The sequence below is a fragment of the Nocardia sp. NPDC050717 genome (assembly GCF_040654275.1).
Taxonomy (GTDB): domain Bacteria; phylum Actinomycetota; class Actinomycetes; order Mycobacteriales; family Mycobacteriaceae; genus Nocardia.
On sequence record NZ_JBFAHR010000007.1, the window covers coordinates 114,854 to 141,165 of the forward strand.

At 70.7% G+C, this 26,312-nt stretch carries 26 protein-coding genes; 11 read left to right on the forward strand and 15 right to left on the reverse strand.

Translation table 11 applies throughout. The annotated features are described in order from the left end of the window. Position 1: 1 nt before the first annotated feature. Entirely contained in the window at positions 2-715 is a 714-nt protein-coding gene (locus AB0H56_RS16275) for a DsbA family oxidoreductase (RefSeq protein WP_357163198.1), read from the reverse strand. Positions 716-859: 144 nt separating this feature from the next. Here AB0H56_RS16275 and AB0H56_RS16280 point away from each other — a divergent pair, with 144 nt between their 5' ends. From AB0H56_RS16280 to AB0H56_RS16290, 3 genes are read left to right on the forward strand one after another with little or no spacing between them, the layout of a single operon-like run. After that, entirely contained in the window at positions 860-1,582 is a 723-nt protein-coding gene (locus AB0H56_RS16280) for a histidine phosphatase family protein (RefSeq protein WP_357163201.1), read from the forward strand. A gap of 51 nt (positions 1,583-1,633) precedes the next feature. Next, positions 1,634-2,377, forward strand: coding sequence for a threonine/serine exporter family protein (locus AB0H56_RS16285; RefSeq protein ID WP_357163204.1), 744 nt, complete (start codon positions 1,634-1,636; stop codon positions 2,375-2,377). 12 nt (positions 2,378-2,389) lie between these two features. Beyond that, positions 2,390-4,255, forward strand: coding sequence for a Na+/H+ antiporter (locus AB0H56_RS16290; protein WP_357163207.1), 1,866 nt, complete (start codon positions 2,390-2,392; stop codon positions 4,253-4,255). Here the strand turns inward: AB0H56_RS16290 and AB0H56_RS16295 are convergent. Next, the gene (locus tag AB0H56_RS16295) at positions 4,231-4,797 is read right to left on the reverse strand and encodes a TetR/AcrR family transcriptional regulator (protein WP_232998889.1); all 567 of its coding nucleotides are present in this window, start codon (positions 4,795-4,797) and stop codon (positions 4,231-4,233) included. The two genes, AB0H56_RS16290 and AB0H56_RS16295, sit on opposite strands and share 25 nt — an antisense overlap. A gap of 214 nt (positions 4,798-5,011) precedes the next feature. On the opposite strand from AB0H56_RS16295, the gene AB0H56_RS16300 reads away from it, so the two are divergent. Together AB0H56_RS16300 and AB0H56_RS16305 are read left to right on the forward strand one after the other, a co-directional pair. Then, the gene (locus AB0H56_RS16300) at positions 5,012-5,620 is read left to right on the forward strand and encodes a TetR family transcriptional regulator (protein ID WP_357163210.1); all 609 of its coding nucleotides are present in this window, start codon (positions 5,012-5,014) and stop codon (positions 5,618-5,620) included. Between the two features lie 28 nt (positions 5,621-5,648). Then, a complete protein-coding gene (locus AB0H56_RS16305; protein ID WP_357163213.1) occupies positions 5,649-6,305 on the forward strand; it encodes an enoyl-CoA hydratase-related protein in 657 nt (218 codons plus the stop codon). Between the two features lie 3 nt (positions 6,306-6,308). On the opposite strand, the gene AB0H56_RS16310 is transcribed toward AB0H56_RS16305, so the two are convergent. The 5 genes from AB0H56_RS16310 to mshC all read right to left on the reverse strand — a co-directional run bounded on the left by AB0H56_RS16310 (position 6,309) and on the right by mshC (position 13,721). Next, a complete protein-coding gene (locus tag AB0H56_RS16310; protein WP_357163216.1) occupies positions 6,309-7,151 on the reverse strand; it encodes an Abi-alpha family protein in 843 nt (280 codons plus the stop codon). Between the two features lie 2 nt (positions 7,152-7,153). Then, positions 7,154-8,572 carry a hypothetical protein gene (locus tag AB0H56_RS16315; RefSeq protein WP_232998892.1) on the reverse strand — a complete coding sequence of 473 codons (1,419 nt, stop codon included), beginning with the start codon at positions 8,570-8,572 and terminating at the stop codon, positions 7,154-7,156. A 121-nt stretch (positions 8,573-8,693) separates the two neighbouring features. Continuing rightward, a complete protein-coding gene (locus tag AB0H56_RS16320; protein WP_357163219.1) occupies positions 8,694-9,491 on the reverse strand; it encodes a universal stress protein in 798 nt (265 codons plus the stop codon). A gap of 153 nt (positions 9,492-9,644) precedes the next feature. Beyond that, positions 9,645-12,329: a heavy metal translocating P-type ATPase gene (locus AB0H56_RS16325; protein ID WP_357163222.1), complete on the reverse strand. Its 2,685-nt coding sequence runs from the start codon at positions 12,327-12,329 to the stop codon at positions 9,645-9,647. A gap of 153 nt (positions 12,330-12,482) precedes the next feature. Further along, entirely contained in the window at positions 12,483-13,721 is a 1,239-nt protein-coding gene (mshC, locus tag AB0H56_RS16330) for a cysteine--1-D-myo-inosityl 2-amino-2-deoxy-alpha-D-glucopyranoside ligase (protein ID WP_357163225.1), read from the reverse strand. 297 nt (positions 13,722-14,018) lie between these two features. Here mshC and AB0H56_RS16335 point away from each other — a divergent pair, with 297 nt between their 5' ends. After that, positions 14,019-14,444: a helix-turn-helix domain-containing protein gene (locus tag AB0H56_RS16335; protein WP_357163228.1), complete on the forward strand. Its 426-nt coding sequence runs from the start codon at positions 14,019-14,021 to the stop codon at positions 14,442-14,444. Further along, complete coding sequence (locus AB0H56_RS16340; protein WP_357163231.1) at positions 14,441-15,304, forward strand: alpha/beta fold hydrolase; 864 nt, start codon at positions 14,441-14,443, stop codon at positions 15,302-15,304. The genes AB0H56_RS16335 and AB0H56_RS16340 overlap by 4 nt, the downstream gene beginning before the upstream one ends. 53 nt (positions 15,305-15,357) lie before the next feature. Here AB0H56_RS16340 and AB0H56_RS16345 read toward each other — a convergent pair whose 3' ends face one another. The 5 genes from AB0H56_RS16345 to AB0H56_RS16365 form a co-directional block, all read right to left on the reverse strand. After that, positions 15,358-15,627 carry a hypothetical protein gene (locus AB0H56_RS16345; RefSeq protein ID WP_357163234.1) on the reverse strand — a complete coding sequence of 90 codons (270 nt, stop codon included), beginning with the start codon at positions 15,625-15,627 and terminating at the stop codon, positions 15,358-15,360. A 129-nt stretch (positions 15,628-15,756) separates the two neighbouring features. Further along, the gene (locus AB0H56_RS16350; RefSeq protein ID WP_357163237.1) at positions 15,757-16,554 is read right to left on the reverse strand and encodes an SCO1664 family protein; all 798 of its coding nucleotides are present in this window, start codon (positions 16,552-16,554) and stop codon (positions 15,757-15,759) included. 4 nt (positions 16,555-16,558) lie between these two features. After that, the gene (locus tag AB0H56_RS16355; RefSeq protein WP_110040094.1) at positions 16,559-17,146 is read right to left on the reverse strand and encodes a DUF3090 domain-containing protein; all 588 of its coding nucleotides are present in this window, start codon (positions 17,144-17,146) and stop codon (positions 16,559-16,561) included. 51 nt (positions 17,147-17,197) lie between these two features. Further along, entirely contained in the window at positions 17,198-17,908 is a 711-nt protein-coding gene (locus tag AB0H56_RS16360) for a histidine phosphatase family protein (RefSeq protein WP_357163241.1), read from the reverse strand. A 31-nt stretch (positions 17,909-17,939) separates the two neighbouring features. Then, entirely contained in the window at positions 17,940-18,869 is a 930-nt protein-coding gene (locus AB0H56_RS16365; RefSeq protein ID WP_357163799.1) for an undecaprenyl-diphosphate phosphatase, read from the reverse strand. A gap of 208 nt (positions 18,870-19,077) precedes the next feature. Between AB0H56_RS16365 and AB0H56_RS16370 the strand changes: the two genes are divergently transcribed. The 4 genes from AB0H56_RS16370 to AB0H56_RS16385 are packed head-to-tail and all read left to right on the forward strand — an operon-like array spanning position 19,078 to position 23,085. Next, positions 19,078-20,055: an aldo/keto reductase gene (locus AB0H56_RS16370; protein ID WP_357163244.1), complete on the forward strand. Its 978-nt coding sequence runs from the start codon at positions 19,078-19,080 to the stop codon at positions 20,053-20,055. A 17-nt stretch (positions 20,056-20,072) separates the two neighbouring features. Beyond that, a complete protein-coding gene (locus AB0H56_RS16375; protein ID WP_357163247.1) occupies positions 20,073-21,086 on the forward strand; it encodes an ABC transporter substrate-binding protein in 1,014 nt (337 codons plus the stop codon). Then, complete coding sequence (locus AB0H56_RS16380) at positions 21,083-22,204, forward strand: iron ABC transporter permease (RefSeq protein WP_357163250.1); 1,122 nt, start codon at positions 21,083-21,085, stop codon at positions 22,202-22,204. Before AB0H56_RS16375 ends, AB0H56_RS16380 begins: the two co-directional genes overlap by 4 nt. Continuing rightward, the gene (locus tag AB0H56_RS16385) at positions 22,201-23,085 is read left to right on the forward strand and encodes a heme ABC transporter ATP-binding protein (protein WP_357163253.1); all 885 of its coding nucleotides are present in this window, start codon (positions 22,201-22,203) and stop codon (positions 23,083-23,085) included. Before AB0H56_RS16380 ends, AB0H56_RS16385 begins: the two co-directional genes overlap by 4 nt. Before the next feature lie 75 nt (positions 23,086-23,160). Here the strand turns inward: AB0H56_RS16385 and AB0H56_RS16390 are convergent, their stop codons facing one another. From AB0H56_RS16390 to AB0H56_RS16400, 3 genes are read right to left on the reverse strand one after another with little or no spacing between them, the layout of a single operon-like run. Next, positions 23,161-25,257: an MMPL family transporter gene (locus tag AB0H56_RS16390; RefSeq protein ID WP_357163256.1), complete on the reverse strand. Its 2,097-nt coding sequence runs from the start codon at positions 25,255-25,257 to the stop codon at positions 23,161-23,163. A 2-nt stretch (positions 25,258-25,259) separates the two neighbouring features. After that, complete coding sequence (locus AB0H56_RS16395) at positions 25,260-25,796, reverse strand: hypothetical protein (RefSeq protein ID WP_357163259.1); 537 nt, start codon at positions 25,794-25,796, stop codon at positions 25,260-25,262. 6 nt (positions 25,797-25,802) lie between these two features. Beyond that, a complete protein-coding gene (locus tag AB0H56_RS16400) occupies positions 25,803-26,159 on the reverse strand; it encodes a hypothetical protein (protein ID WP_357163262.1) in 357 nt (118 codons plus the stop codon). Positions 26,160-26,312 lie beyond the last annotated feature (153 nt).

A 26,312-nucleotide genomic window follows, 5' to 3' on the forward strand; every position in this document is an offset into this window, starting at 1 on the left:
CTCAGACGGCGCAGCCGTCCGGGCCGCACGCGGGCGCGCCGTCCGCGGACACCTGCACCAGCGGTGCGGGGCGGTCGTTCCACGCGGTGGTCAGCGCCTGGGTGAAGACCTCGACGGGCTGGGCGCCGGAGACCGCGTACTTGTTGTCGAAGACGAAGAACGGCACGCCGGTGACGCCGAGCTGCTGGGCCTCGAGCTCGTCCTGGCGGACCGCGGCGGCGTAGGCGTCGGGGTCGGCGAGGACGTCGCGGACCTCGGTCTCGTCGAAGCCGGCGCGGACGGCGAGGGCGACCAGTCGTTCGTGGTCACCGAAGACCGGTTCGGGATCGGCGAAGTTGCCTGCGTAGAGCGCGTCGAGCAGCACGTCCTGTTTGCCCTGGTCGAGGGCGAAGTGCAGGAGCCGGTGCATGTCGAAGCTGTTGCCGTAGTCGCGGCCGCTGCTCTGGTAGGGCAGGCCGAGTTCGGCGGCCTGGGCGCCGATGGCGCGCTCGTTGGCGGCGGCCTGCTCGACGGGGATGCCGTACTTGGCGGCGATGCGCGGGATGACGGGGCCGGTCTCGTCGGCGGGCAGGGTGGGGTCGAGTTCGAAGGAGCGGTGCACGACGTCGACGTCGTCGCGGTGCTCGAATTCGGCCAGTGCCGCCTCGAATCGGGCTTTGCCGAGGTAGCAGAACGGGCAGTTGATGTCGGTCCAGATCTCTACTCTGGTGCTCAAGCGGGCCTCCTCTCGGCGGCGGTCCGCCGAACATCTCAGACGAACAGCAGTAGTGACGCCGCTATTCCCTGGCGCGTCCGAGCACGACGGGACGAGCGCGGAGGGGGTCCGATGGCGATCGAACAGCGAAGGGGGTGGGTGCCGGTGGCGGAGGGACTGGCGGTGCCGCGCGCACTCGGGGGTCTGTGGGCGGTGCGGCACGCGCAGAGCGTGGCCAACGCCTGGTACGCGGATCCGGCGACCGAGCAGCGTCCGATGCGTGGCACCGACGCGGAGGTGGAGCTCACCGAGTACGGGCAGTGGCAGGCGCGGTGCCTGGGTGAGTGGCTGGCGGGGCTGGCGGGTGTGCAGACGCCGACGCTGGTGGCGTGCTCGCCGTACCTGCGTACCCGGCTCACCTGGGCGGTGATGGCCGAGGCCGCCGCGACCCGCAATCGGCATCTGCGCCCGATCCGCACCCTCGTCGACGAGCGGCTGCGCGATCGCGAGATGGGGGTGTTCGAACTGCATCCGTACAAGGCGATCCGGCGCCGCGCCCCGGACGAGGCGATGCGCAGGGAGCGGGTGGGCAACTGGGTGTATCGCCCGCCCGGCGGGGAGTCGCTGGCCGATGTGGCGGTGCGGGTGCGCAGTTTCCTCGACGAACTCGACGTGGTCGCGGCCGGGGAGCAGGTCCTGGTGGTCACGCACGACGCGGTCGTGGCGTCGATGCGCTACATCCTGGCGGGAATGGGTGCGCCGGTACCGGATTCGCTCGAACCGGTGCCCAACGCGTCGGTGTCGCAGTGGCGCCGCGAGGGTGAGCGGCTGGGCTTGCGGGTGTGGGGTGAGGTGGGCCATCTCGGGGGCGCCGCCCAGGTGGGCTGAGTTCGGCGTGTGCGGACGCCTCACGCGCGGCGCCGACATTGGATTGTCGCCATGGCGACCCCCGCGATCGAGCACCGCCGGGTCGAGGCGGCGCTGCGTTTCCTGACCAGGCTCGGCGCCGCGATGCTCGAATCCGGGTTCGCGACCGAGGCGATGGAGCTGATGGTGCTGCCGTGCGCGGCCGCGCTCGGGCTCGAGGACGCGCGGGTCGTCGGGATCGGGCGGGTGGTGATCGTCGAGTGCGCCGACGGGACGGGCCGGACCACCTCCAGGCTGGGCGAGGCGGCGTCGCTGGACAGTTTCGACTGCGATCGGATGCGCAGGCTCAAGGATGTCGCCCGGGAGGTGGTGACGCGTCGGCTCGACCCGGAATCCGCGTGTGCGCGGCTGGATTCGGCCGATGCCGGGCCCGCGCCGTTTCCGTGGTGGTCGGTGCAGGCCGGCGGGATGTTGCTCGCGTTCTGTATCTGCGTGCAGATCGGCGGTACGCCGCTGGCCGGTGTGCTGGCGGCACTGAGCCAGCTGGTGGTGAACCTGAGTGCGCGCGGCTTCGGCGCGGTGTCGGAGCCGTTGCGGTTGCCGATGTCGGCGCTGGCGCTGGTCGGGATCACCGGGGCGTTGCTGCCGGGTCTGATCGTGTGCCAGGGGTTGATCCTGTCGGTGTACGAGGTGGCGGGGGTGAGCTACTTCGTGCAGGCGGGCGCGGTGTGTGTCGGGTTGGGTGTCGGTGCCAGCCTCGGGGTGTATCTGTGGTCGCTGGTGGCGCGGTTCGTCTCGGTGCCGTTGCCGAAGTAATCCGGTGGAAGAATGCTGGTCGTGCATGTGGCGATCGGCTTGGTGGTCCTGATCGGTTCGGCGACCGCGCTGGCGGCGCTGGCCCGGCGATTCGGGGTGTCGGAACCGCTGGTGCTGACCCTGGCGGGGGTGGCGGCGTCGTATCTGCCGATGGTGCCGCAGGTGCACCTCGAGCCCGAGGTGGTGTTGCTGGGGCTGCTGCCGCCGCTGCTCTACACCGCCGCGCTGCGCACGTCGCTGGTCGACTTCAAGGACAATCTGCGCACGATCGCCTCCCTGTCGGTGGGGTTGGTGCTGTTCACGACCTTCGCGGTGGCGCTGGTGGTGTGGTGGTTGCTGCCGATCCCGTTCGCGGCGGCGGTGGCGCTGGGCGCGGTGGTCGCGCCGCCGGACGCGGTGGCGGCCACGGCGATCGCGCGGCGCACCGGGATGCCGCGCAGCATCGTCACGGTGCTCGAGGACGAGTCGCTGTTCAACGACGCGACCGCGCTGGTGTCGCTGCGCAGCGCGATCGCGGCGATGGCCGGTGCGGTGACGGTGGTGCAGATCGGGGGCGACTTCCTGCTCGCCGCTGTCGGCGGCGCGGTGATCGGGGCGGCTGTGGCGGCCGCGCTGGTGCTCGTGCGCAAACGGATCAGCGATCCGGTGCTCGACACCTCGGCGTCGCTGCTCGCCCCGTTCGTGGCGTATCTGCCCGCCGAGCACTTCCACGCGTCCGGGGTGATCGCGGTGGTGGTGTGCGGGATGATCCTGGGCCACGGCGCGCAACGCTGGCAGGGTGCGGCCTCCCGGGTCGCCGAGACGACGAACTGGCGCACCATCCAGTTCATCCTCGAGAGCACGGTGTTCCTGATCATCGGACTGCAGGTGCGCTGGATCGTCGACGGCGCCTGGCACAGCGGCCTCGACCACACCACGCTGCTGGTGACGGCGGCGGCGGTACTGGTCGCGGTGATGCTCGCGCGCCCGATCTGGGTGTTCACCCCGGTCCTGGTGGCCCGGCTGTTCGGGCGCGGCAGCGAACCGTGGAGTCATGCCGCGGTGGTGTCGTGGGCGGGGATGCGCGGGGTGGTGACGCTGGCCGCAGTGTTGTTGCTGCCCGCCTCGACCCCGCACCTGCCGGTGCTGGAACTGCTGGCGCTGGTGGTGGTCGGTGGCACGCTGCTGGTGCAGGGCACGTCCCTGCCGTGGCTGGTGCGGTTGCTGCGGTTGCGGGGGCCCAGTCGTGCCGAGGACGCGCTCGCGAAAGCCGATCTGCTGCAACAGGCCACGGCCGCCGGCCTGGCCGAGCTGGACAAGCGCGTCCGCCCCGACACTCCGGAGCCGGTGATCGAGTCGCTGCGGCAGCGCCTCGTCTGGCGCACCAATGCCGCCTGGGAACGGCTGGGACGCCCGGAGGCCGAACAGCTGACCCCGACCGCGGAGTACCGGCGGCTGCGGCTGGCCATGCTCGGCGCCGAACGCGACGCCGTCCTGCGGGTGCGCGACGCGGGCTCGGTCGACTACGAGGTGCTCCAGCACGTGCTGGCCCGGCTCGATCTCGAGGAGTCGATGATCGATCGTTTCGACGAGCGCGACGACGAACCGCGGATCGAACCCCTGGCGGGCGCGGCCGCGGCCGACGGCTGCGTCCATCTCGAACACGCTCCGCTGCTGCGGGATCCGGCCGGCGCGCTCGAATGCCGCGCGTGTGTCGAGGAGGGCCTGACGTGGGTGCATCTGCGGATGTGTGTCGCGTGCGGGAACATCGCCTGCTGTGAGTCCTCGCTGGGCAATCACGCGAGCGGTCACTTCGCGGCGACGGCGCATCCGGTGATGCGCAGTGTGGAACCGGGTGAGGTGTGGCGCTGGTGCTACGTGGACGAGTTGCTCGGCTGACGGCGGTGTGAGTAGATCAGCCGCGCGTATTCGGCGAGCAGCCGGTCCAGTTCGGTCGGTTCGCCGGTGGCCGCGAGCTGCTGGTAGCCGATCAGCATGGCCATCCCGAACTCGGTGACGACGCTGGAGGTGTCGGCGTCGCCGACGACGCCGTCGATGACGCGGTGCACGGTCCGGCGGCGGGACTCGTCGACCCGTTTGACCGTCACGTGGACCGATTCGTCGTTGGCCGCCCAGGCGCGCAGGGCCGCTTCGGCGCCGTGTTCGAGGCCGCTGGCCAGCGCCGACATGGCGCGCACGTCGGCGTCGGGATCGCCGTGGCCGACGTCGAGGGCGCGCAGCTCGAGCATCTGCCGGTTCTCCCAGTGTTCGAGCAGGGTGTCGACGAACCCCTGCCAGGAACCGAAGTGGTGGTAGAACGAGCCGCTGGTGACTCCGAGGCGGCGGCACAGCACCCCGATGTTGAGACCTTTGAAGCCGAACTCGGCGAGCACCGTGACGGCGGCGTCGTAGTACTGCTCCTTGGTGACCACTCGGGACATCGCGATGCCGATCTGTTCGTGCGGACAGGACCGAAGAATGCGAACAGTACCCGATCACAACGAGGGCTCGCGCGAGCACAACGAAGACTATCGTGTGCCCGAATCCGTGGCGGTGAGATCGAAATCCCAAGGGACGGAACATAATCGGCGCCCTACCTGCTGACATGACCTCCCGAATGGAATAACAGAGCAGACGCTCTGTAAACTATTGTTCATGCCGAGACCCCGCACCCACGACCCGGAGACCGTCCTCGACGCCGCCGAGCGCCTCGCCGCGCGGTCGGGTCCGGCCGCCGTGACCGTGCGCGCCGTCGCCGCCGCGACCGGGGTGTCCAACGGCGCGCTCTACCACAGTTTCGGGTCGCGTCAGGAAGTGCTGGCGCGCACCTGGTTACGCGCCGCGCGCCGGTTCCTCGCGCTGCAGGCCGTCGACGTCGAACGCGCCGTGGCCGCCGCCGATCGGTCCGCCCGCATCGCCGCGGTGGTCGACGCCGCCGAGACGCCCGGCCGCCTGGCCGACACGCACCCCGACTCCGCGCGGCTGCTGCTGCTCGTCGACCGCGCGGAACTCCTCGCCGGCGACCTGCCGACCGAGCTCGCCGACGACATCGCCGCCACGGAGAAGGCGCTGCTGACCGTGCTGACCCGGCTCTCGCGCGCCCTGTGGGGCCGCGCGGACCGGCGCGGCGTCGCCACCGTCACCACCTGCCTGGTCGACCTGCCGACCGCGGTGCTGCTGCGCCGCGACCGGCTCACCGACCCCCTGGCCCGCGCGCAGCTGCGGGCCGCCGTCCGTGCCGTCCTCGAACTCGGCCCCCGCTGAGACCTCGGCCCCCGAAAGGAAACCCGTCATGCCCACCCTGCGCCACCACGACGCGATCGCGATCCTCGACTTCGGCGACGGCGAGAACCGCTTCTCCCCCGACTTCATCGCCGAGGTGCACGCCCACCTCGACACCGCCGTCGCCGAGGGCGCCGCCGCCCTGGTGACGACCGCGACCGGCAAGATCTACTCCAACGGTCTGGACCTGGACTGGTTGTCGGCCAACGGTGATCGGGCCGCCGAGTACGTCGAATCGGTGCACCGGCTCTTCGGCCGCATGCTCACCCTGCCCATGCCGACCGCCGCCGCGATCGGCGGGCACGCCTTCGGGGCGGGCGCGATGCTGGCGATCGCCCACGACTACCGGGTGATGCGGGCCGATCGCGGGTTCTTCTGCTTCCCCGAGGCCGATATCCGCATTCCGTTCACCAACGGGATGGCGGCGCTCATCCAGGCCAAGGTGCCGCCGCGCACCGCGATCGCGGCCATGACCACCGGGCGCCGCTTCGGCGGCACCGACGCGGCGGCCTACGAGCTGGTCGACGCCGCCGTCGGCGAGGCCGAGGTCCTCGACGCCGCGCTCGCCATGGTCGCACCGCACGGCGGCAAGGACCAGCCCACGATGACCGCGATCAAGTCGGTGATGTTCGACGGCGTACTCGCCGCACTGCGCGGCAAGGACTGACGCTCACGGCAGTCGGGGGCCCTTGCCCAGGTAGACGTCGCCGCGATCGTCACTGGCCCAGCCGCCCCCGGCGTAGTCGCCGAGCACGAAACACGCGTCGCAGAACTGCTTTCCGAACACCGACAGGTAGATGCTGCGGTAGGAACTGATGGCGCGCATCTTCACCGCCTTGTAGGCGGCCTGCGCGCTGGGCTGTGCCTCGAGGAAGGCGTAGCGACGGAAATCGGCGACCGGTTCGGTGGAGAAGCGCACCAGCCCCAGCCTGCTGAGATTGCCGAGGTAGTGGTGATCGCGTTCGGGCAGTGCGCATCCGGCCATGTAGGCGATCATGTTGATGCCGTCGGCCAGGCGTTGCGACCCGATCCCGAACGGTGTCTTGGTGCGGATGTCGATGGCCGGTTGCGGACCGGCGACGGCCAGGAAGCGCAGGATGCGGGCCTCGTCGGGGGTCAGGTCGTGCAGGATCGGCACGAACGAGGGATGCAGGTCGCGTGGCTGCTGGGCCGAGTCCCAGCCCTCGGTGATCATCGCGTCGCCCATCGCCTTGAGATCCTCGGCGCCCACGGAGTTCTCGCCGGACCCGTAGACGCCCGTGGCGGTGCTCGTCAGGCCGAGCGCGGCGAGGGCGATCTTGCGCAGCGACTCGACCCGTTCGTCGATGATCTGGGAGATCGGTTCGCCCGCGCGGATGTCGTCGGCCAGATCGGTCGCGGTGTGCAGGGCGCCCCGGGTGACGGCGCCGACGATGTGGCGCAGCGAGAGCCCGGCGATGCGCGCCAATCCCACCAGGTCGGTGGGGATTCCGGGCTCGGGCTCCGGCGCGGGCAGGTTGTCGCGTTCGTTCATGCTCACGCTCCGAAGACCAGCAGGTGCAGGGCGCCGACGAGCACACCCAGGACCCCGCCGTGCAGATAGAGCAGCCAGGCGTCCTGTTCGATGGCGGTGTACAGCATCTCGACGAATTCGTCGGGCGGCAGTTCGCGCAGCTTCTCGGTGGCGAGCCGGTCGACACTGGCGGCGGTGGTCTGGGAGAACTCGACGTCCTCGACCAGCCACGGCTTCATCTCCGTGGCCAGACTCGCGCCCGCGGTGGCCTGGATGGCGTCGAACTGGGCCGGGCCCACCGCGAGCCGGGTCACCGAGCGCAACGGTCCGAGCACCCGGTCGATCTCCACCTTGAGGAAGTGGGCGATGACCGCGCGGGTCTTGTCCCCGCTCGGGCCGTCGAGCAGTTGTTCGGTGACGACGTCGAGGGTGACGATCTGATAGCCGATGGCGTGGCCGAGATCGGCGGCCGCCTGGTGCTGGCGCTTGGCGAATTTCGCGACCCGCCACGGGTATTTGTAGCGCGGCTGCGGGGACGCGGGCTCGAAGACCACCTTGATCGCGATGATGTTGACCAGCACGCCGACGACCGCGCCGCCGAGCAGTACCCACAACCACGCGGGCAGGAAATGCAGGATGTCGTAGAGCCAGCCGGGCAGCGAGATCATGGCGGGGGTGTCCCCGTGCGGGGTGCTGTAGTGCAGCAGCGACAACCACAGCGCCACGATCACCCCGAACGGGAAACCGAGGACCCCGCTGCGGGTCATGAACCGCAGTTCCGGCGCGCCGAGCCCGTAGATGACGTCCTTGAGCAGTTCGGGGCGGCGCCGCAGATACCCCACGACCATCAGCTTCACATCCAGCAGCTGGTCGATGTTGGCGCCGATGAAGTCGAAGGCGCGGTCGGTGATGGCAGGCAGCTCCGATTCGACCCGCGTGTACACGACTTCCCGTGCGCGCGGCGGCATGTCGGCCCACAGCTGCGGATGTTCGGTGATCATGATCGAGTCCACCATCGACCGCACATTGGGCAGGGCGACGTGGGCGACCTGCGCGGAGATCTTGCGCGGATCCATCTGGTCGAAGAAGTCCTTGGCGGTGCCGATCTTGGCGACCGCGTTGTCGACCATCAGGCTGGCCATCTTCTCCGCGCGTGCCGGAATGAAGCCTTGGAAGCCGAGGATGCCGCCGGGCGCGAAAGTGGGCAGGATCTGCACCTTGCGCGGCAGCAGCGGGAAGATCGTCTTGAGGCCGGGCACGTAGAAGCCGGTGAAACGCACGGGCGCGAACAGCATGATCACGCCGGTCCAGTTGGTGATCAGACCGGCCATCGCGCTGAAGATCGGAATGCTGATCATGTCGACCCAGAACTTGCTCAGGCCGGTCGTCTTCTCCCAGTCGAGCAGGCCGAAGAAGCCCGCCGCCTCGATCCCAGCATTCATCCGGCGTCCACTCCGTCGTGTTCCGAACCGCGCGCGTCCGCACATCATAAGTGACCGACCCGTAGGTTTCGGGCGGCTTTGCCGGTTACCCGCTAAACCGGAGCAAACCCGCAATACGCGCTCAGGGTTCCACCGCGCCGTGCGTCGTGTTGACCAGCAGGAGATTGGTGTCGATATCGTGGGTCACCTTGTTGGCCACCGAACCGAGCAGCCGTGCGGGACCGCTCATTCCGCGATTGCCGATGACGACGAGGTCGTACTTCCAGGCCGCGTTGCAGATCGCCTCCGCGGCGGGGACGCCGGTGAGCACGTCGCGGCCGAACAGCGCCGGATCGTCGACCCCGGCGGCGCCCTCGACCTCGCGCAGGGTGTCGGCGCCGTCGTCGTCGGTCTTGGCGGAGGTCACCAGGAACGGGCGGGCGCCCAGCGCGACCGCGACGTCGTAGCCGCGGCGCACCGCGATGATCGAGCTGGCCGAGCCGTCGGTGGTCAGCCCGACGGTGGTCCAGCGCTTCGGGATCTTGTGGGTGAACACGACATCGGATTCGCTGTGGTGCGACACATGATTGGCGGTGGAGCCGAGCAGCCGGGCCTTCGAACTGCCCAGTCCGCCGCCGCCGATGACCAGCAGCGTGTCGGGCTCGCGCGCGGCCTCCTCGAGCAGCACGGTGCCCGCGGTGCCGGGGATCTCGATGCGCACCACCTCGGGAACGCCGGCCTCGAGCAGGACCTCGGCGGCGCTCGCGGTGACCGCCTCGGCCGACGCGGCATCGGTACCCGCCTTGAGCGTGGCTTCCTTCCACACGCTGACCACCGTGACACCCAGTTCGAGGCGCAGCGCCAGCTCGCCGGCCACCGCGACGGCGGTGCGCGCCGATTCCGAGCCGTTGGTCCCCACCACGATGCGCTGGTACCCCATGTGACGCTCTCCGATCGACGGCGGGTCAGCTGCGCTTGGCCCACAGTATAAGCGGCGCACACTTCCAGCAACCGGTTCGCCGCCAGCCGGCGGACTCGGGGACCGCCCGGGCCGATCCGCCGGTGGGTCTCGCGGCACAGGTGGGAACGGGAACTAGGCCGTCGATCCCGAGCGTACCGCGGCCGCGCCGAGGCGGTGCCCGGCCGGTTGCTGATCGGGGGCATCGGGCAGCGGGAGCCGTTTCAGCCGCAGGGCGTTGAGCGCGACGATCAGGCTCGACCCCGACATCGCCATGGCCGCGATCTCCGGGCGCATGGTCAGGCCCCACGGCGCGAACACCCCGGCCGCGATCGGCAGGGCCAGCCCGTTGTAGCCGACCGCCCAGGCCAGGTTCTGGTGTTCCTTACCGACGGTGCCGCGCCCGATCCGCAGCGCGGTCGACACCGTGAACGGATCCGAGCGCATGAGCACCACATCGGCGGTCTGGATGGCGACGTCGGTGCCCGCGCCGATGGCGATGCCGAGATCGGCGCGGGCCAGCGCGGGCGCGTCGTTCACACCGTCGCCGACCATCGCCACCTTCCTGCCCGCCCGCTGGAGCTCGGCGACGCGGTCGGCCTTGTCGCCGGGGAGCACCTCGGCGATGACGGTGTCGATGCCGAGGTCATCGGCGATGCGCCGGGCGGTGGCTTCGTTGTCGCCGGTCAGCATCACCACGTCCACGCCGAGGTCGTGCAGGGCCGCGACGGCGGCCGCCGAGCTGGGGCGTGCCGCGTCGGCCAGGGCGATCACCGCGGCGGCGGCGCCGTCGACGGCGACCAGGACCGCGGTGTGACCCGAGGCCGCCAGCTCGTCGCGACGGCGCGCCAGCTCAGCGAGTTCGACGTGTTCCTGATCGAGCAGCCCGCGATTTCCGACGAGGACGCGGCTGCCGTCGACGCTGGCCGTCGCGCCCCGGCCAGGGACGTTCTGGAAGTCTGTCGCGGAAAGCGACGGCGCGCCATGCTCTTTCGCGTAGGCCACGATCGCCGCGGCGAGCGGATGCTCGGACTCGCGTTCGACGGCGGCGGCCAGCGCCAGGATGCGGTCGGTGTCGGCCGCCGGCGCCGTCACCACCTCGGTGACCTCCGGCGCGCCCTTGGTGAGGGTGCCGGTCTTGTCGAGCACGACCACGTCGATGCGGGCCGAATCCTCCAGCGCCGTGGCATTTTTGAACAGCACACCCCGTTTGGCGCCGAGTCCGGTGCCGACCAGGATCGCGGTCGGCGTCGCGAGGCCGAGCGCGTCGGGACAGGTCACCACGACCACAGTGATCGCGAACAGCAACGCCCGGCTCAGCGAGGCGCCCGCGAGCAGCCACACCACCAGGGTGGCGACGCTGCCCACGAGCGCGACCAGGGTCAGCCAGAACGCGGCTCGGTCGGCCAGCCGCTGTCCCGGCGCCTTCGAATTCTGCGCCTGCTGCACGAGGTCGACGATCTGCGCGAGCGCGGTGTCGGAACCGACCTTGGTCGCCCGCACCCGCAGACTGCCGGTGGTGTTGATGGTCGCGCCGATCACCGCGGACCCGGGTTCCTTGCGTACCGGCAGGCTCTCCCCGGTGACCATCGACTCGTCGACCTCGCTGGTGCCCTCGACCACCGTGCCGTCCACGGCGATCTTCGCGCCGGGACGCACCAGCAGTACGTCGCCGACCGCGACGTCGGCCGTGGGGATCTCGACCTCATTGCCGTCGCGGACCACGACGGCTTTCGGCGGGGACAGGTCGAGCAGCGTGGAGACGGCGTCGTTGGCGCCGCCGCGCGCCCGCATCTCGAACCAGTGCCCGAGCAGCACGAAGGTCGCCAGCATGGTGGCGGCCTCGTAGAAGACCTCGCCGCCGCCGGTGAGCGTCACCCCCAGCGAATACAGCCAGCCGGTGCCGATCCCGACCGAGACCAGCACCATCATGTCGAGGGTGCGCGCCTGCAGCGCCTGCCACGCGCCGGTGAAGAAGATCGTCGAGGAGTAGAAGATCACCGGCAGGCTCAGGATCAGCGCCCACACGTCCACGCGCAGGCCGAACGGGACCGGCAGGTGCAGGCCGAGCATGTGGGTGGCCATCGGTGACCACAGCATCACCAGCGTGGAGAAGACCAGGGCGACGAGGAACCGGTTGCGCATGTCACGGGCCATGTCGTCCATCGACATGGCCGCATGCCCGCCGTGCGCGTGGCCGCCGTGCGCAGGATCGTGCTCGGCCACATCCCCGGCGTGCCCGGTGGGCGCACCATCGCGTGCGCCCGGGTGGTCGTCGTGTGGGTGCACGGCGGGTGCGTCATGCGCGGACACGGGCGCGGCGGTCGGGGCAGCGTGCCCGGCCGCGGGCGGTGCGGAATCCCCGCGCGTCAGGTGATCCGCAGGACTCGCCGGGGGTGGCTCCGCGGCCACTCCGCGCGGGGGTTTCGTCGCAGCACGCTCGGTCGAGTCGGACCGTGGTGGGGCCGGGCGCGCTTCGTCCTGTGGGTGGGCGGGCGTGTCGAAGTCGTGGCGCGCCGACCCGCCGTCACCGGTGGGTGCCGGTTCGGACAGCGGGTCGCACAGGTGGTTCGGCACCGCGCGGCCCGCGCAGTGGTAGCCGCAGTCCCGGACCCAGCCGCGCAGGTCGGCGACCGAGGTGCGCGCCGGGTCGTAGGTGACCGTGGCGGTCTGCGCGGCCGGGTTGGTGTCGACCGCGAGCACGCCGGGGCGGCGGGCGAGAGCTCGGGTGAGGACCAGGTGGGAACTGGCCCGCAGCACCCCGCCGACGTGCAGCACGGCGGTTGCCGTGGGGGTGGCGGGGTCGTCGGTGTCTGGCATCGCCGCTCCTGTCGCCGGTCGAACGCACGACGCGACAGCGCCACGCGCCTCACTCGATCGCGACAGTACTCCGGGCGCTCCCCTGTCCGGCAGTTCCGGCGATCGGCGCCGAGGCGGCCCGCGGGGGTCGCGGGTCGACGCACCCGCGACCGGTCAGAGGCCGACGCCGAGCAGCGCGTCGACCGCGTCCCGCACCAGGCCGGGCGCCGCGGTGTCGGTACCGCCGTAGGTCAGTGCCTGGGTAGCCCAGTTGTCGATCGCGTCGAGCGCCTTCGGGGTGTCCAGATCGTCGGCGAGGTGCTGACGCAGCCGGGCGACGGTGTCGGTTGCCGCCGGGCCGGTGCTCAGAGCCACGGCTTCGCGCCAGCGGGCCAACCTGGCCTGTGCCTCGGTGAGGACCTCGTCGGTCCACATCCGGTCCTGCCGGTAGTGGCCGGCGAGCAGGCCGAGACGGATCGCGGCCGGGTCGACGCCGGAGCGGCGCAACTTCGACACCAGCACCAGGTTGCCCTTGGACTTCGACATCTTCTCGCCGTCGAGCCCGATCAGCCCGGCGTGCACGTAGTGGCGGGCGAAGCGGCGGGAGCCGGTGATCGCCTCGGCGTGCGCGGCGGAGTATTCGTGGTGCGGGTACATCAGGTCCGAGCCGCCGCCCTGGACGTCGAACTCGGTGCCGATGCGGTTGAGCGCGATCGCGGCACACTCGATGTGCCAGCCGGGACGGCCGTCGCCGAACGGCGCCTGCCACGACGGCTCACCGGGACGCGCCGAACGCCACAGCAGGGCATCGATGGTGTCGCGTTTGCCGGGGCGGTCGGGGTCGCCGCCGCGTTCGGCGAACAGGGTCTCCATGGTGGCGCGGTCGTAGCCGGACTCGTAGCCGAACTGTTCGGTGGCGTCGGTGCGGAAGTAGATGTCGGGGTACTCGGCGTCGTCGACGATGTAGGCGGCGCCTGCCGTGAGCAGCTTCTGCACCAGTTCGACGACTTCGTCGACCGACTCGATGGCGCCGATGTAGTCGCGCGGTGGCAGCACGCCGAGGGCGGTCATGTCCTCGCGGAACAGCGCGATCTCGGAGTTGCCGAGGTCGCGCCAGTCGACGCCGTCGCGGGCGGCGCGTTCGAACAGCGGGTCGTCGACGTCGGTGACGTTCTGGACGTAGTGCACGTCGTGGCCCGCGTCGCGCCAGAGCCGGTTGATCAGGTCGAACGTGAGGTAGGTGGCGGCGTGGCCGAGGTGGGTGGCGTCGTAGGGAGTGATGCCGCAGACGTACATCTTCGCGGTCGCGCCGGGGGTGACCGGGCGGACCTGGCGATCGGCGGTGTCGTACAACCGCAACGGCGGCCCTGCTCCGGGGACGGTCGGTAGGGCGATATCGGACCAGGACTGCATGATTCGAGGGTAGAGCCCCTGCCGAAGTGCTCGGCCCGCGGGCCGGTCAGGGGGTTGCCAGCGGTGTCGTGGCAACGGCCCGCTACCTGCACACAAACGTGTCCGGCGGCTTCGGTCAAGGGTTGTACTCAGCCGGATTCGCAGGTCACGGCCCTGGAGCCGGGTCGAGCGCGGCGGCGGACCGCCGTCCTGGGCGAACAGGTTGCCACGCTCGGCCGACGGCGACAATGGTCACAAACCACAATCACTCAACTATCCCTATTGCTCCCTATTCATACCTGCGTTTAGGGTAGTTTCATGTCAGATCGCCTCTATTCGGTGGAGCAGGTCGCCGACCTGCTCGGACTGCATGTGCGCACCGTGCGCAGCTATGTGCGCGACGGCAAACTGCCCGCGGCGCGCATCGGCAAGCAGTACCGCATCGCCCACGACGACCTAGAGGCGTTCACCGGACTCCCGCTCGCCACACCGCCGCCCGCGGCCGCCATCGACCAGGCCGACGTGTCCTGCATCGTCGAGATCGACGCCGTCGACCGCACCACCGCCGACCGCATCACCACCCTGCTCACCGCCACCGCGGCGACCCGGGGACCGGGCGGCCGGGCGCTGCGCGTGGAAACCGGCTACGACCCGGGACGCTCGCGGCTGAAGGTCATCGTGCTCGGCGGCCTCGCCGACACGGCCCGCCTGCTCGACTACATGGACGGAGTCCTCAGCTCATGACCACCATCTACAAGACGCCCGAGGGCCGGCGAACCGTCGAGGAGCGTTACCGCGCCCACCTCGACGCCTGGCCCGTCCCCCGCGAGGAACTGCGGGTACCGACGTCGGTGGGTGAGACCTTCGTCGTGGCCTCCGGCCCCGTCGACGCGCCCCCTCTGGTCCTGCTGCACGGGTCGGGATCCAATGCCTCGGCCTGGCGCGGCGACGTCGCCGACTGGTCGCGCGGGTACCGGGTGTATGCGGTCGACCTGCTCGGCGAACCCGGCTTCAGCGCGCCCACCCGGTTGCCGCTGGACAGTGACGCGACAGCGAGCTGGCTCGACGAAGTCCTCGACGCCCTCGGGCTCCCGGCGGTGGCGATGGCCGGGATGTCGCTCGGCGGCTGGACGGCCCTGGACTACGTGCAGCGCAGGCCGGGGCGCGTCACGGCGCTGGCACTGCTGTGCCCGGGCGGTCTGGGGCCGCATCGTTACGGGTGGATGGTGAAAGGCCTGCTGCGGCGACTCGTCGGACGCGGCACGGTACGGGACATGGCGCGTGCCGGGCTTGGGCTCGACGAGGCGGCGGCGGGGCCGATTCTCGACGAGGTCGAGGTGACGTTCGCCCATTTCACGGCGCGTTCCGGGCGGCTGCCGATCTTCGCCGACGAGCGTCTGCGCACCGTGACGATCCCCGTTCTGGTGATCCTCGGCGAGCGCGACGCGCTCTTCGATTCGGCGCGGTCCGCCGAGCGTGCCCGCGACGCGTTCACGCGGGGCGAGGTCCGGGTCCTGCCCGGCGTCGGCCACGCGATCCTGGGGCAGACCGTGCCGATCAGGCAGTTCCTCGACGCGCACGCCGAGCGGGACACCCGGCGGTGACGGGGGCGGTGTCGCCGCGCGTCGGGAGCGGCGACACCGCGCTCATCGAATGATCAGGCCTGCTCGTAGCACTGCACGTTCAGGGTGTCGGCGTTCTGGCCGAACTGGGGCAGCGCGTAGTACGCCGCGCCGACCTGGTCGGCGGCCTGCACGGTGACGTCGGGCAGCGGCGCGCCGGTGTTGCGGTCGGTGGCGGTGCACACGAAGGTCTTCTCGGTCCACCAACCGGCGGGGAACGCCTGGGCGGGCGCGGCGACGGCGGCGGCCGCACCGGTGAGCAGCATCGCGGCAGCGGTGGTGGTGACGATGGATCGGGTCGACATGAAAATCCTCTGATCTCGCGTGGTATGACGAAAGTGCTTGCAGCACAGTAGCACCGGCCCCGACCCGGAAACAGCGTCACAATACCCCATGGCCGGGCGCGCGCGCACCGGAACGGAGCTACCCGCGGATCAGAACGCGGGCCAGGGAATCGGGCGCGAGGAGTTCGGCACCGGCATCACCGGATGTTCGAGCAGCCCCTTGGTGCGTTCGATCAGCGCGGTGATCTCCGCGTCGGTGATGTGGGGGGCCAGCGAATCGGCCACGGCACCGGGCAGATTCGCCGCGAACGTCGTGATGTCGGTGACCAGCGACTCGTGCACCGGCCGGCCCGCCCATCCCCACAGCACCGTGCGCAGTTTGGGTTCGCTGTGCAGGCAGATGCCGTGATCGACGCCGTACACGTGCCCGTCGACGCCTTCGAGCGCGTGCCCGCCTTTGCGGTCGGCGTTGTTGAGCAGCAGATCAAGCACCGCCATCCGCTGCAGGCGCGGATCGTCGGCGTGGACGAGCGAGACCTCCCTGCCCTCGCCGTCGAGCGCGCGCAGGACCTCGCAGAATCCGTCGGGTACCGTGCCCGGCCGCACCAGATCGACGAGGTCGAGGCGCTGCCTGGTGTCGGTGTGGTTGTCGACGGCGGTCACCCAGCGCTGCACCATGCCCGGCCCGAACGGACCGTCGCGCAGCACCGTCTCCGGGATGACGCCCCAACCCAGCTGCTCCGAGATCAGATACGAGGCCACCTCGCGGCCCGCGAGCGTCCCGTCGGGGAAGTCCCACAGCGGCCGTTCCCCGCGCACCGGCTTGTACACCACGCGCAACGGGGCGCCGTCGGGCTCGGGCGCGGCGATCTCGCAGACCAGCGTCAGATTGCTGGCCACGCCGACCCGGCCGACGATGTCCAGCTCGCCTTCGGTGAGCACCGGCACGCGATCACTCCTCGTCGAGCTCGGCCGCGCCGAAGATCTCGCCGCGCTTGTATCCGTTGGTGCGCACACACATGTGCCCCCGGGAGGACAGCGGCTCCCCGCACAGCGGGCACGGCGGCCTGCCCGCGGCGATGACCCGGGCCGAGCGCAACGCGAACTCGCGCGCCTGGATGGGGGTCAGGAACACCCGCACCGCGTCGGGTCCCTCGTCGGTGTCGTCGAGCACCACCGATTCGTCGACCTCGGTCTCGGTGATCGCCAGCAGTTCCACCACCACGGCGCCCGCGTCGGCGTCCCAGCCCAGACCCATGGTGCCGACCCGGAATTCGGTGTCGATGGGCGTCACCAGCGGGTCGACGTCGCGGACGTCGTCGCCCTGGGGCGGCACATCGGCGCCGAAGCGGCGCGCGACCTCGTCGAGCAGCAGTCCCATCCGGTCGGCGAGCACCTTCACCTGCTGCTTCTCCAGCAGCACGCTGACCACGCGCGGTTCCTGCACAGCCTGCAGGTAGAACGAACGATCGCCCGGTTCACCGACGGTCCCGGCGACGAAACGATCGGGGGTGCGGAATACATGGATTGCGCGTGACACATGCACCTCCTGATACGTGACCCTGATCGACACTCACGAACAACATTCCCTCTAAGGAGAATCGCGGTGTCCCGCATTCCCATTATCCGCGCCGGGCGCGGTCGGCACCTCCCCGCCCGGCACCGGTGCGGCGGTGACGGCGAGCGCCGACAGGTCGGCCCCGGTGTCGTTGAACTTCCACACCGACGGTCCCATGGTCCCGTAGCGGACCACGCTGATCGAGGCGGGTTCCACCGCGATCCGCTGGAAGCTGTCCAGATGCAGGCCGAGCGCGTCGGCCAGGATCGCCTTGATGATGTCGCCGTGCGCGCACGCCACCCACAGCACGTCCCGGCCCGCCTCGCCGGCGAGCCTGCGCTCGATGTCGCGGATGGCGGCGACGGCGCGCTGCTGGACCTGGGCCAGGCCCTCGCCACCGGGGAACACCGCGCCGGAGGCGTGCCCCTGCACGACCTTCCACAGCGGTTCGGTGAGCAGTTCGGCCAGCGGGCGGCCGGTCCACTCGCCGTAGTCGACCTCGATGAGCCGTTCGTCGTGCTCGGGTTCGAGGCCGAGTTTCTCGGCCAGCGGGGCGACGGTGCGCTGGCAGCGCAGCAGCGGCGAGCTGGCGATGTGCTCGATCGGCAGCGTCGCGAGCCGGTCGGCGACCGCCGCGGCCTGCTCGGCGCCGCGTTCGGTGAGCTCCACGCCCGGGGTACGCCCGGCCAGGGTGCGACCGATGTTGGACGTGGACACTCCGTGCCGGAGCAGGATCACCGTCATGGGACCAGCCTAACCATCGCCTGCCGTCCGCTCAGGTCGCCGAGATGACACCGGCGGCGAGCAAACCCATCACGACCAGGCCGACGATGATGCGGTAACCCACGAACCAGTACAGCGAATGCTTGCTGACGAACTTCAGCAGCCAGGCGACCGAGGCGTAGCCGACGGCGAAGGCCAGCACCGTCGCGACCAGCAGCTGCGGACCGCTGGCGTTGAGGCCCTCACCGGCCGGTTCGAAGGCGTCGGGCAGGCTGAACAAGCCGGACGCGGTCACCGCCGGGATGGCGAGCAGGAACGAGAACCGCACCGCCGCTTCGCGCTCGAGTCCCAGGAACAGACCCGCGGTCGAGGTCGCGCCGGAACGGGACACGCCGGGAACCAAGGCGAGGCACTGGGCGAAACCCATGACCAGGCCGTCGCGGGTGGTGAGCTGCTCGATCGAGCGCTCCTTCTTGCCGAAGTGCTCGCCGGCGGCGATGACCAGCGCGAACGCGATCAGCATGAACGAGACCAGCCACAGGTTGCGCGCGCCGGTGCGGATCTCGTCCTTGAACAGGAAGCCGAGCACGCCGATCGGGATGGTGGCGATGATCACGTACCAGCCGATGCGGTAGTCGAGCTCGCGCTGGGTGTCGCGTTCGTGGGCCTCGCGGGCGCTGCGGTCCATCACCGGCAATTTCGTGGTGACGCGGTCACCGACGGCGACCGACTGCTGCGAGCGCTCCCGCCAGCGCATGGCCAGCGTGGTGAACCAGGCGACGACGATGCGCTGGATGTCCTTGGCGAAGTACACCAGCACCGCGGCTTCGGTGCCGAGCTGGGTGACGGCGGTGAACGACGCGCCCGCGTCGCTGCCGAAGAACACCTCCGAGACGATGCGCAGATGTCCGGAGGAGGAGATCGGCAGGAACTCGGTGAGTCCCTGTACGAGCCCGAGCAGCAATGCCTGGAACCAGGTCATCGACTCGCCCACCAACTGTCCTCCTGCTGCTTCATGCCCGAAAGACGTCGTCCTCCTGGGCTTTTGCCACGTCGGCCCGCCTCGCGGGCGTGACCTCGCAGCGACCCTACCCGTCCACCGCACCTTCGCGCTGTCGGCGGGTCGTCGGCGGAGAACCCGCCGGTGCGCCCATTAGGCTGGGCGCCGTGACGAAAACACGGGCGCGGTGATGGAACAGCGAACGGTGGGGCGCAGCGGCCTGCGGGTGTCCCGCATCGGCTTGGCCACCCATACCTGGGGGACCCATACCGACGCCGACGAGGCCGCGGTGCAGTTGGCGGCGTTCACCGAGGCCGGTGGCACGCTCGTCGACCTCTCCCCCGTCTACGGCGACGGCAAGGCGCAGCGGATCATGGCCGACCTGCTCGGCGATCTGGTCTCGCGCGACGAGTTGGTGCTCAGCGGCAGTGCCGGGGTGGTGTGGCACGGTCCCGGGGCGGGCGTGGGCGACACGGTGCCCGCACCGGCGGCGACCGGCCCGGTCGTGGACGCCTCGCGACGCACCCTGCTGGCCCAGCTGGACCAGACGCTGCGTGAACTGGGCACCGATCATCTCGACATCTGGAGCATCGCGGCCTGGGACCCCTACACCCCGCTCGACGAGGTGGCGGCGACCCTGGACACCGCGATCCGCTCCGGTCGCACCAGGTACGCGGGTGTGCGCGGGTTCTCGGCGTGGCAGCTGGCCAGTCTCGCGGCGATCGCGCCGGTGACGGTGGCGCAGACCCCGTATTCGCTGCTGGCCCGTGGCACCGAGGCCGAGGTGATCCCGGCCGCGCGTCATCACGGGGTCGGGGTGATCGCGTCGGCGCCGCTGGCGGGCGGCATCCTCACCGGCAAGTACCGCGACGGCGTGCCCGCCGACTCGCGGGGCGCCGACGAGGCGACCGCCGCGGAGATCCGCCGCAGGCTCGACGACGAGCGGGCCGTGCGGGTGGTCGACGCCCTGGTCACCGCGGCCGACGGGCTCGGCACCTCGCCGCTGGCGGTGGCGCTGGCCTGGATCAGGGACCGGCCCGGCATCGCGAGCATGATCGTGGGCGCGCGTGACATCGGTCAGCTCACCGGCGTGCTCGCCGCGGAGACCCTCGAGTTGCCGCGCGCGATCGCGGCGGCCCTGGACGACGTGAGCGCCCGTTCCGAATGATGGCTAGCCTTACCTGCATGAGACTGCGCGGTGTGCTGACGACGTTGATCGCGGCGACGGTGCTCACCGGCACCGTCGCGTGCACGACGAGCGACCCTGCATCGACTGCCACTTCGGGTGGCCCCGCAACCGCGCAGCTGGCCGACCTGGACCCGGTCCCCATCGGCCCGCCGCCCACTCCCCGCCTGCCCGCCACCGCGAAGTCGTTCGACGGCACCGACGTCACCGTCACCGACGCGTCCCGGATCATCGCCGTGGACCGCTACGGCACGCTCGCCCAGACCGTCTACGCCCTCGGGCTCGGCGCGAACCTGGTCGGCCGCAGCACCTCCGCCTCGTTCCCCGCCGTGGCCGACGTGCCGAACGTCGCGGGCGGCAACGGCGCGCTCAGCGTCGAGGCGGTGCTGGCGCTGCGGCCGTCGGTGTTCCTCACCGACACCACCAGCGCCGCTCCCGCCGTGCGCGATCAACTGCGCGCCGCGGGCGTCAACGTCGTCTACTTCGACCCCGACCGCACCATGGACGGTGTCGTGCCGCAGATCGAAGCGGTCGCCGGCGCGCTCGGTGTGCCCGAGGCGGGCACCCGGCTCGGGCAGCGCACCCGCGACGAGATCGCCGCCGCCACCGCGCGCGTCCCGAAGCAGGACCCCGCGCCCAAGATCGCCTTCCTCTACCTGCGCAGCACCGCCATCACCATGATCGCGGGTCCTGGCTCGGGTGCCGATTCGCTGATCACCGCGATCGGCGGCGTCGACGCGGGCACCGCGGCCGGGATGAGCGAACCGTTCACCGCCATCACCAGCGAGGCCATGATCGCGGCCGCCCCGGACGTCGTGCTGGTGATGTCCGACGGTTTGGCCTCGGTCGGCGGCGTCGACGGCCTGGTGAAGATCCCCGGCATCGCCCAGACACCGGCCGGGCGCAGCAAACGGGTCGTCGACATGGCCGACGCGGTACTGCTGAGCTTCGGCCCCAACACCGGACGCGTCATCTCGGCCCTGTCGGAGGCCGTCTACGGCAAGCCCGCATGAGCGAGACACCGGATCTGACCAAGCCCGCGACCGCGCCGCGGATCGACGACGCCACGCCCGATCCGCTGCCCTCGCCGCGGCACCGGTGGACCCGGGTCACCGTGGTCTTCGCCGCCGCCCTGCTCGCCCTGGTGGCGCTGGCGGTGGTGTCGGCGGTGCTCGGGCAGGTGCCGACGACGGCCGCCGAGGTGCTCGGCAGCGTCGCGCACCGGATCGGTCTGGATCTGGGCCCGATGCCCGCCCATCCCGCCGGTGAGGTGACGCTGTGGGAGGTCCGCTTCCCACGCGTGCTGCTGGCGATCCTCGTCGGCGCGGCGCTGGCGACAGCGGGTGCGTTGTTGCAGGGTGTGTTCGCCAATCCGCTGGCCGAGCCCGGCGTGATCGGGGTGTCGGCGGGTGCCGCGGTCGGCGCGGGCACCGTCATCGTGATCGGCGGCGCCTTCGTGGCGTCGTGGTCGGTGGCCGCGGCCGCGTTCGCCGCCGGACTGGTCACCACCGCGCTGGTCTATCTGCTGTCGCGCTCAGGGGGACGCACCGAGGTCGTCACCTTGATCCTGACCGGGGTGGCGATCAACGCCTTCGCGGGCGGTCTGATCGCGCTGTTGCTGTTCGTCGCCACGCCGGCGGCGCGCGATCAGATCGTGTTCTGGCAGCTCGGCAGTCTCAACGGGGCGACCTGGTCGGCGGTCGGGGTGGTCGCGACGCTGACCGCGGTCGGTGTCGCCGCCGCGGTCGTGATCGCGGGGCGCCTCGATCTGCTGGCGCTCGGCGATTCCGCGGCCCGCCATCTCGGCGTCGACGTGGAGCGGCTGCGCAGGCAGGTGATCGTGATCGTGGCGGTGCTCACCGCGGCGGGCGTGGCCTTCAGCGGCATCATCCTGTTCGTCGGCCTGATCGTGCCGCACGTGGTGCGCATGCTCGTGGGCCCTGGCCATCGGGTGCTGGTGCCGCTGAGCGCCGTCCTCGGGTCGGTGGTGCTGCTCGGCGCCGACGTGCTGGCGCGCACCCTCGTGCACAACGCCGACCTGCCGCTGGGCATGCTGACCTCGCTCATCGGCGGCCCGTTCTTCTTCTGGCTGCTGCGCCGCACCAGGGCCAAGGCGGGAGGCTGGGGATGACCGAGCTGCGCGAGACCGCGTCCACCGGCAGGCGGTCGCTGCGTGGGCTGTTCGCCAGGGCCACCGACCTGCCCGCCCGCCCCGAGCGGGGCGCCGTCACCCTGCGCGCACGCGAGCTCACGGTCGCGCGGGGGCATCGCACGGTGCTGGAGAAGGTCGACTTCGAGGTGGCGGCGGGTGAGATCGTCGCCCTGGTCGGGCCCAACGGCGCGGGCAAGTCGAGTCTGCTCGCGGCCCTGGCCGGTGAACTCACCCCGACCAGCGGCACGGTGGAACTCGAAGGCCATGCCCTCACCCACTGGACGCACGGCGAGATGGCGCGCAGGCGGGCCGTGCTCCCGCAGGCGCACTCGGTCGGATTCCCGTTCACCGCGCGCGAAGTCGTCGCGATGGGCCGCGCGCCCTGGCTGCGCACCCCGGCCGCCGACCGCGACGAGGAACTCATCGCCGCCGCCCTGGCCGCGACCGACGTCGGCCATCTCGCGGGCCGGGTGTTCCCGTCACTGTCCGGTGGCGAGCGCGCCCGGGTCGCCCTGGCCAGGGTCCTGGCCCAGGACACCGCCACGCTGCTCCTCGACGAGCCGACCGCTGCCCTGGATCTCGGGCATCAGGAAGCCGTCCTGCGCCTGGCCGCCACCCGTGCCACCGAGGGGGCGGCGGTCGTTGTCGTCGTCCACGACCTCGGCGTCGCGGCCGCCTACGCCGACCGCGTCACCGTCCTCGACGACGGCCGTGTCGCCGCCGACGGTCCCCCGCGCGAGGTCCTGACCCCCGAGCTGCTCACCGCCGTCTACCGCCACCCGGTCGATGTCTTCGACCACCCGAACACCGGCGCCCAACTCGTGCTGCCCGAACGCGGCCCCGGCAGCCGTTCGCGGTGAACGGAGACCCGGGGGCGCGTCAGCCGCCGGGGACCCGGCCTCGGGTGAGCAGCGGACACCCCGATCGGCCGCCGGTCACCGCCAGATGATCTTGAGCAGGGCCGGGGTGAGGACCATGCGGATGATCGTGGCGTCGATGATCAGCGCCACGATCATGCCGTAGGCGATGTATTTCATCAGCACCAGATCGGAGAACCCGAACGCGCCGGTGACCACAATGAGTATCGCGGCGGCCGAGGTGATCACGCTGCCCGTGTGGGCGACGCCGTACCGGATGGATTCGGTGGCGTCGGCGCCCGCGGCGCGCTTCTCCGCGATCCGCGAGAGCAGGAACACCTCGTAGTCGGTGGACAGTCCGAAGATCACCGTGACGATCAGCGCCACCACCGCGAACATCAGCGGTCCCGGCGTGAAGTGGAAGACCCCGGAGCCGTGCCCCTCCACGAAGATCCAGGTGAGCACACCCAGCGTCGACACCAGGCTGAGCGCGCTCATCGCCACTGCTTTCACCGCCAGGATCACCGACCGGAACGCGATCACCATCATCGCCATCGCCGCCACCATGAGGATCAGCAACAGCAGCGGGAGTCCCTCGATGAGACCGTTGATGCTGTCGCGTTCCAGGGCGGGGATCCCCGCGACCATCACCTGCACCCCCGGCGGTTCCGGGAGCGCGCGCAACGCCCCGATCACCGCGTCGGCGTCGCGTTTGTCGGCCAGGCCCGCCGAGAGGACGTTCATGTCGTTCTTCGTCGGTGACGCGGGTTCGAAACGCCCGGTCAGGCCGGGGATCTGGTTGGCCTCGTAGCGGATGTCGCCGAGTTGCTGCGGCGAGGCACCCACCACGATCAGCTTCACCGGCTCGGTACGGAAGCCGGGGAAGAGCCGGTCGAAGTCCTCCTGCGCCACGCGCGCCGGGTTGTCCTGCGCCAGGTACTTCTCGCTGATGCCACCGAACTCGATGTGGCGCAACGGGATGCTCAGTGCCAGCAGGGCGAGCACGATGGGCACCACCACCGCCCACGGCCGACGCATCGACCACTGCGCCAGCCGGGAGAAGAATCCGGCGTCGATCTCGTCCTCGGTCTTGCTGCGGGAGAAGCGTTTCCAGCCGAGCCAGTCGATGCGGCGCCCCGCGATGCTCAACGCCGCGGGCAGCGCGGTCACCGACAGCAGCGCGGCCAGCATCACCGCCGAGATGCCGCCGTAGGGCACCGACCGCAGCACGCCGTTGGGGAAGATGAACAGCGCGCCCAGGCTCAGCGCGATGATCGCGGCCGAGAACAGCACCGTGCGGCCCGCCGTGGCGACGGTGCGGGCCGTCGCGTCCTCCACGCTGCGGCCCGCGGCGAGTTCCTCCCGGAACCGGGTGACCGTGAACAGTCCGTAGTCGATCGCCAAGCCGAGACTGACCAGCGTCATCACGGCGCTGGCGAACACGTTGACCTCGATGTGGTCGGTGAGCACCCGCAGAATGCCCGAGGTCCCGAGCACGGTGAGCCCACCGATCAGCACCGGCAGCAGTGCGCCGATCACCCCACCGAACACGAAGTACAGCAGGATGGCCACGATCGGCAGCGCGATGATCTCCGCGCGCCGGATGTCGTGCTGCATCCCGATGTTGATGCCCTCCACGACCGGCTGCAGGCCCGCCAGCTGCACCGTGGTCCCGCCGGGTCCACCGCCCGGCACCTCGGCGTTCAGGTGCGGTTTCAGGGCGAGGTAGTTGTTGACCGTCGCCGTCCCGCCGCCCCCGGCCAGGCCGATGCTGGCGAAGGCGTGCTGTTTGCTCGGGTCGGAGGCGTTCGCCGAGAACGGGCTGTCCCAGTAGCTGTCGATCTTGTGGATGTGCTCGCCGTAGCGGGCGCGCAGGTCGTTCAACGCGGCCACGACCGGTCCGCGCACCGCGGGATCGTCGACGGTGGCGCCCGGCGGCGCGGTGTAGATGACGATCAGGTCGCCGTCGGTGTCGCGGCCGAAGGTCTCGTCGGCCAGTTTCGAGGCCGCCACCGACTCGCTGGACTCGTCGAACCATCCCTCCTGGGTGTAGCGGCCCGCCAGGTCACGGCCGAACCACCCCGAGATCAGCACCGTGAGGATGAACAGGCCGAGCACCAGGAAGCGGTGCCGGTGGACGAATCGGCCCCACCGCATCGCACGCGATTCCCGCATGGTCAGCCGCAGGCGGCGGTGCGGTAGTCGGCCGAGCGCAGGATGCCGCACAGGTCGGTGCGCGAGATCTTCCACTTCCCGTCGAGCAGCACGAAATGCACGATGGTGGTGCGGACGTTGGTGCCGGAGCCGTCCTTGTCCAGGCGCATCGTGGCGGTCAGGGTGCCGTCGCGATTGTCGAACACCGGGTCGACGACGCCGTAGACGGCGTGCGGATTGTCGCGTAGCGCCTTGTACATGTCCGGGATGGCGTCCTTGAACGCGGCGCCGTCCTCGATGAGGTCGGTGCGTTCGACGTCGGGCAGATTCGGGTCGAGCGCGCGCTTGATCTGCGCGTCGAGCTCGGCGGCGGTGGGCAGCGGCGCGTTGGCCTTGCTCGACGACGTCGCGATGGAAGCGGACAGGGAGGCGTTGGCCGAGGACCGTGCGGCGTCGACCGAGGCCTCGTCGGTTCCCCCACCGCACGCGGCGGTGAGAGCGACGAGGGCCGTGAGGCAGGCGGTGGCCGCAGCGGCCCTGGCGAAAAGTGTGGAAGACATCACCATCTACATACCATCAATGACGGAACTGATCCGGCCCAGGAGGGACCGGACCGCCGTGGCGTCGCGCCCGCCGGGCGCGACGACGGGCACCGCGGTGGGGATCAGGTCGCGCACGAAGGCGGCCACGCTGCGTTCGTCGCCGAGGTCGATGTCGGTGACCTGAGCGCGCGCGACGGCGACCACGTCGTCGGCGCCCGGCACGTCCTCGCCCAGGTCGGGGCGGTAGATCTGCAGGGTGAGGACGGCGCGGTGGGTGCGGAAGCTGAAAGCGTTGCCCTCGTCGGTCGTGCCGAAACCGTGGGCGAAGGGTCCGACGGAGATGTCATCGATGCCGAAACCCGCTGCTGTCCGGTCGGTCATCGTGGTGATCTCCTGCCGTGGACGGGCGTTCGATTGTCGACACGTCAACAGTAACCTGCGTCACCGACAGGCCCGACGCGCGCCACCCGGTCGAAGCTACCGGTGAGTCATCATGGTCAGATGGTGATCAGCGGTCACCTCGTGAGATTAGGA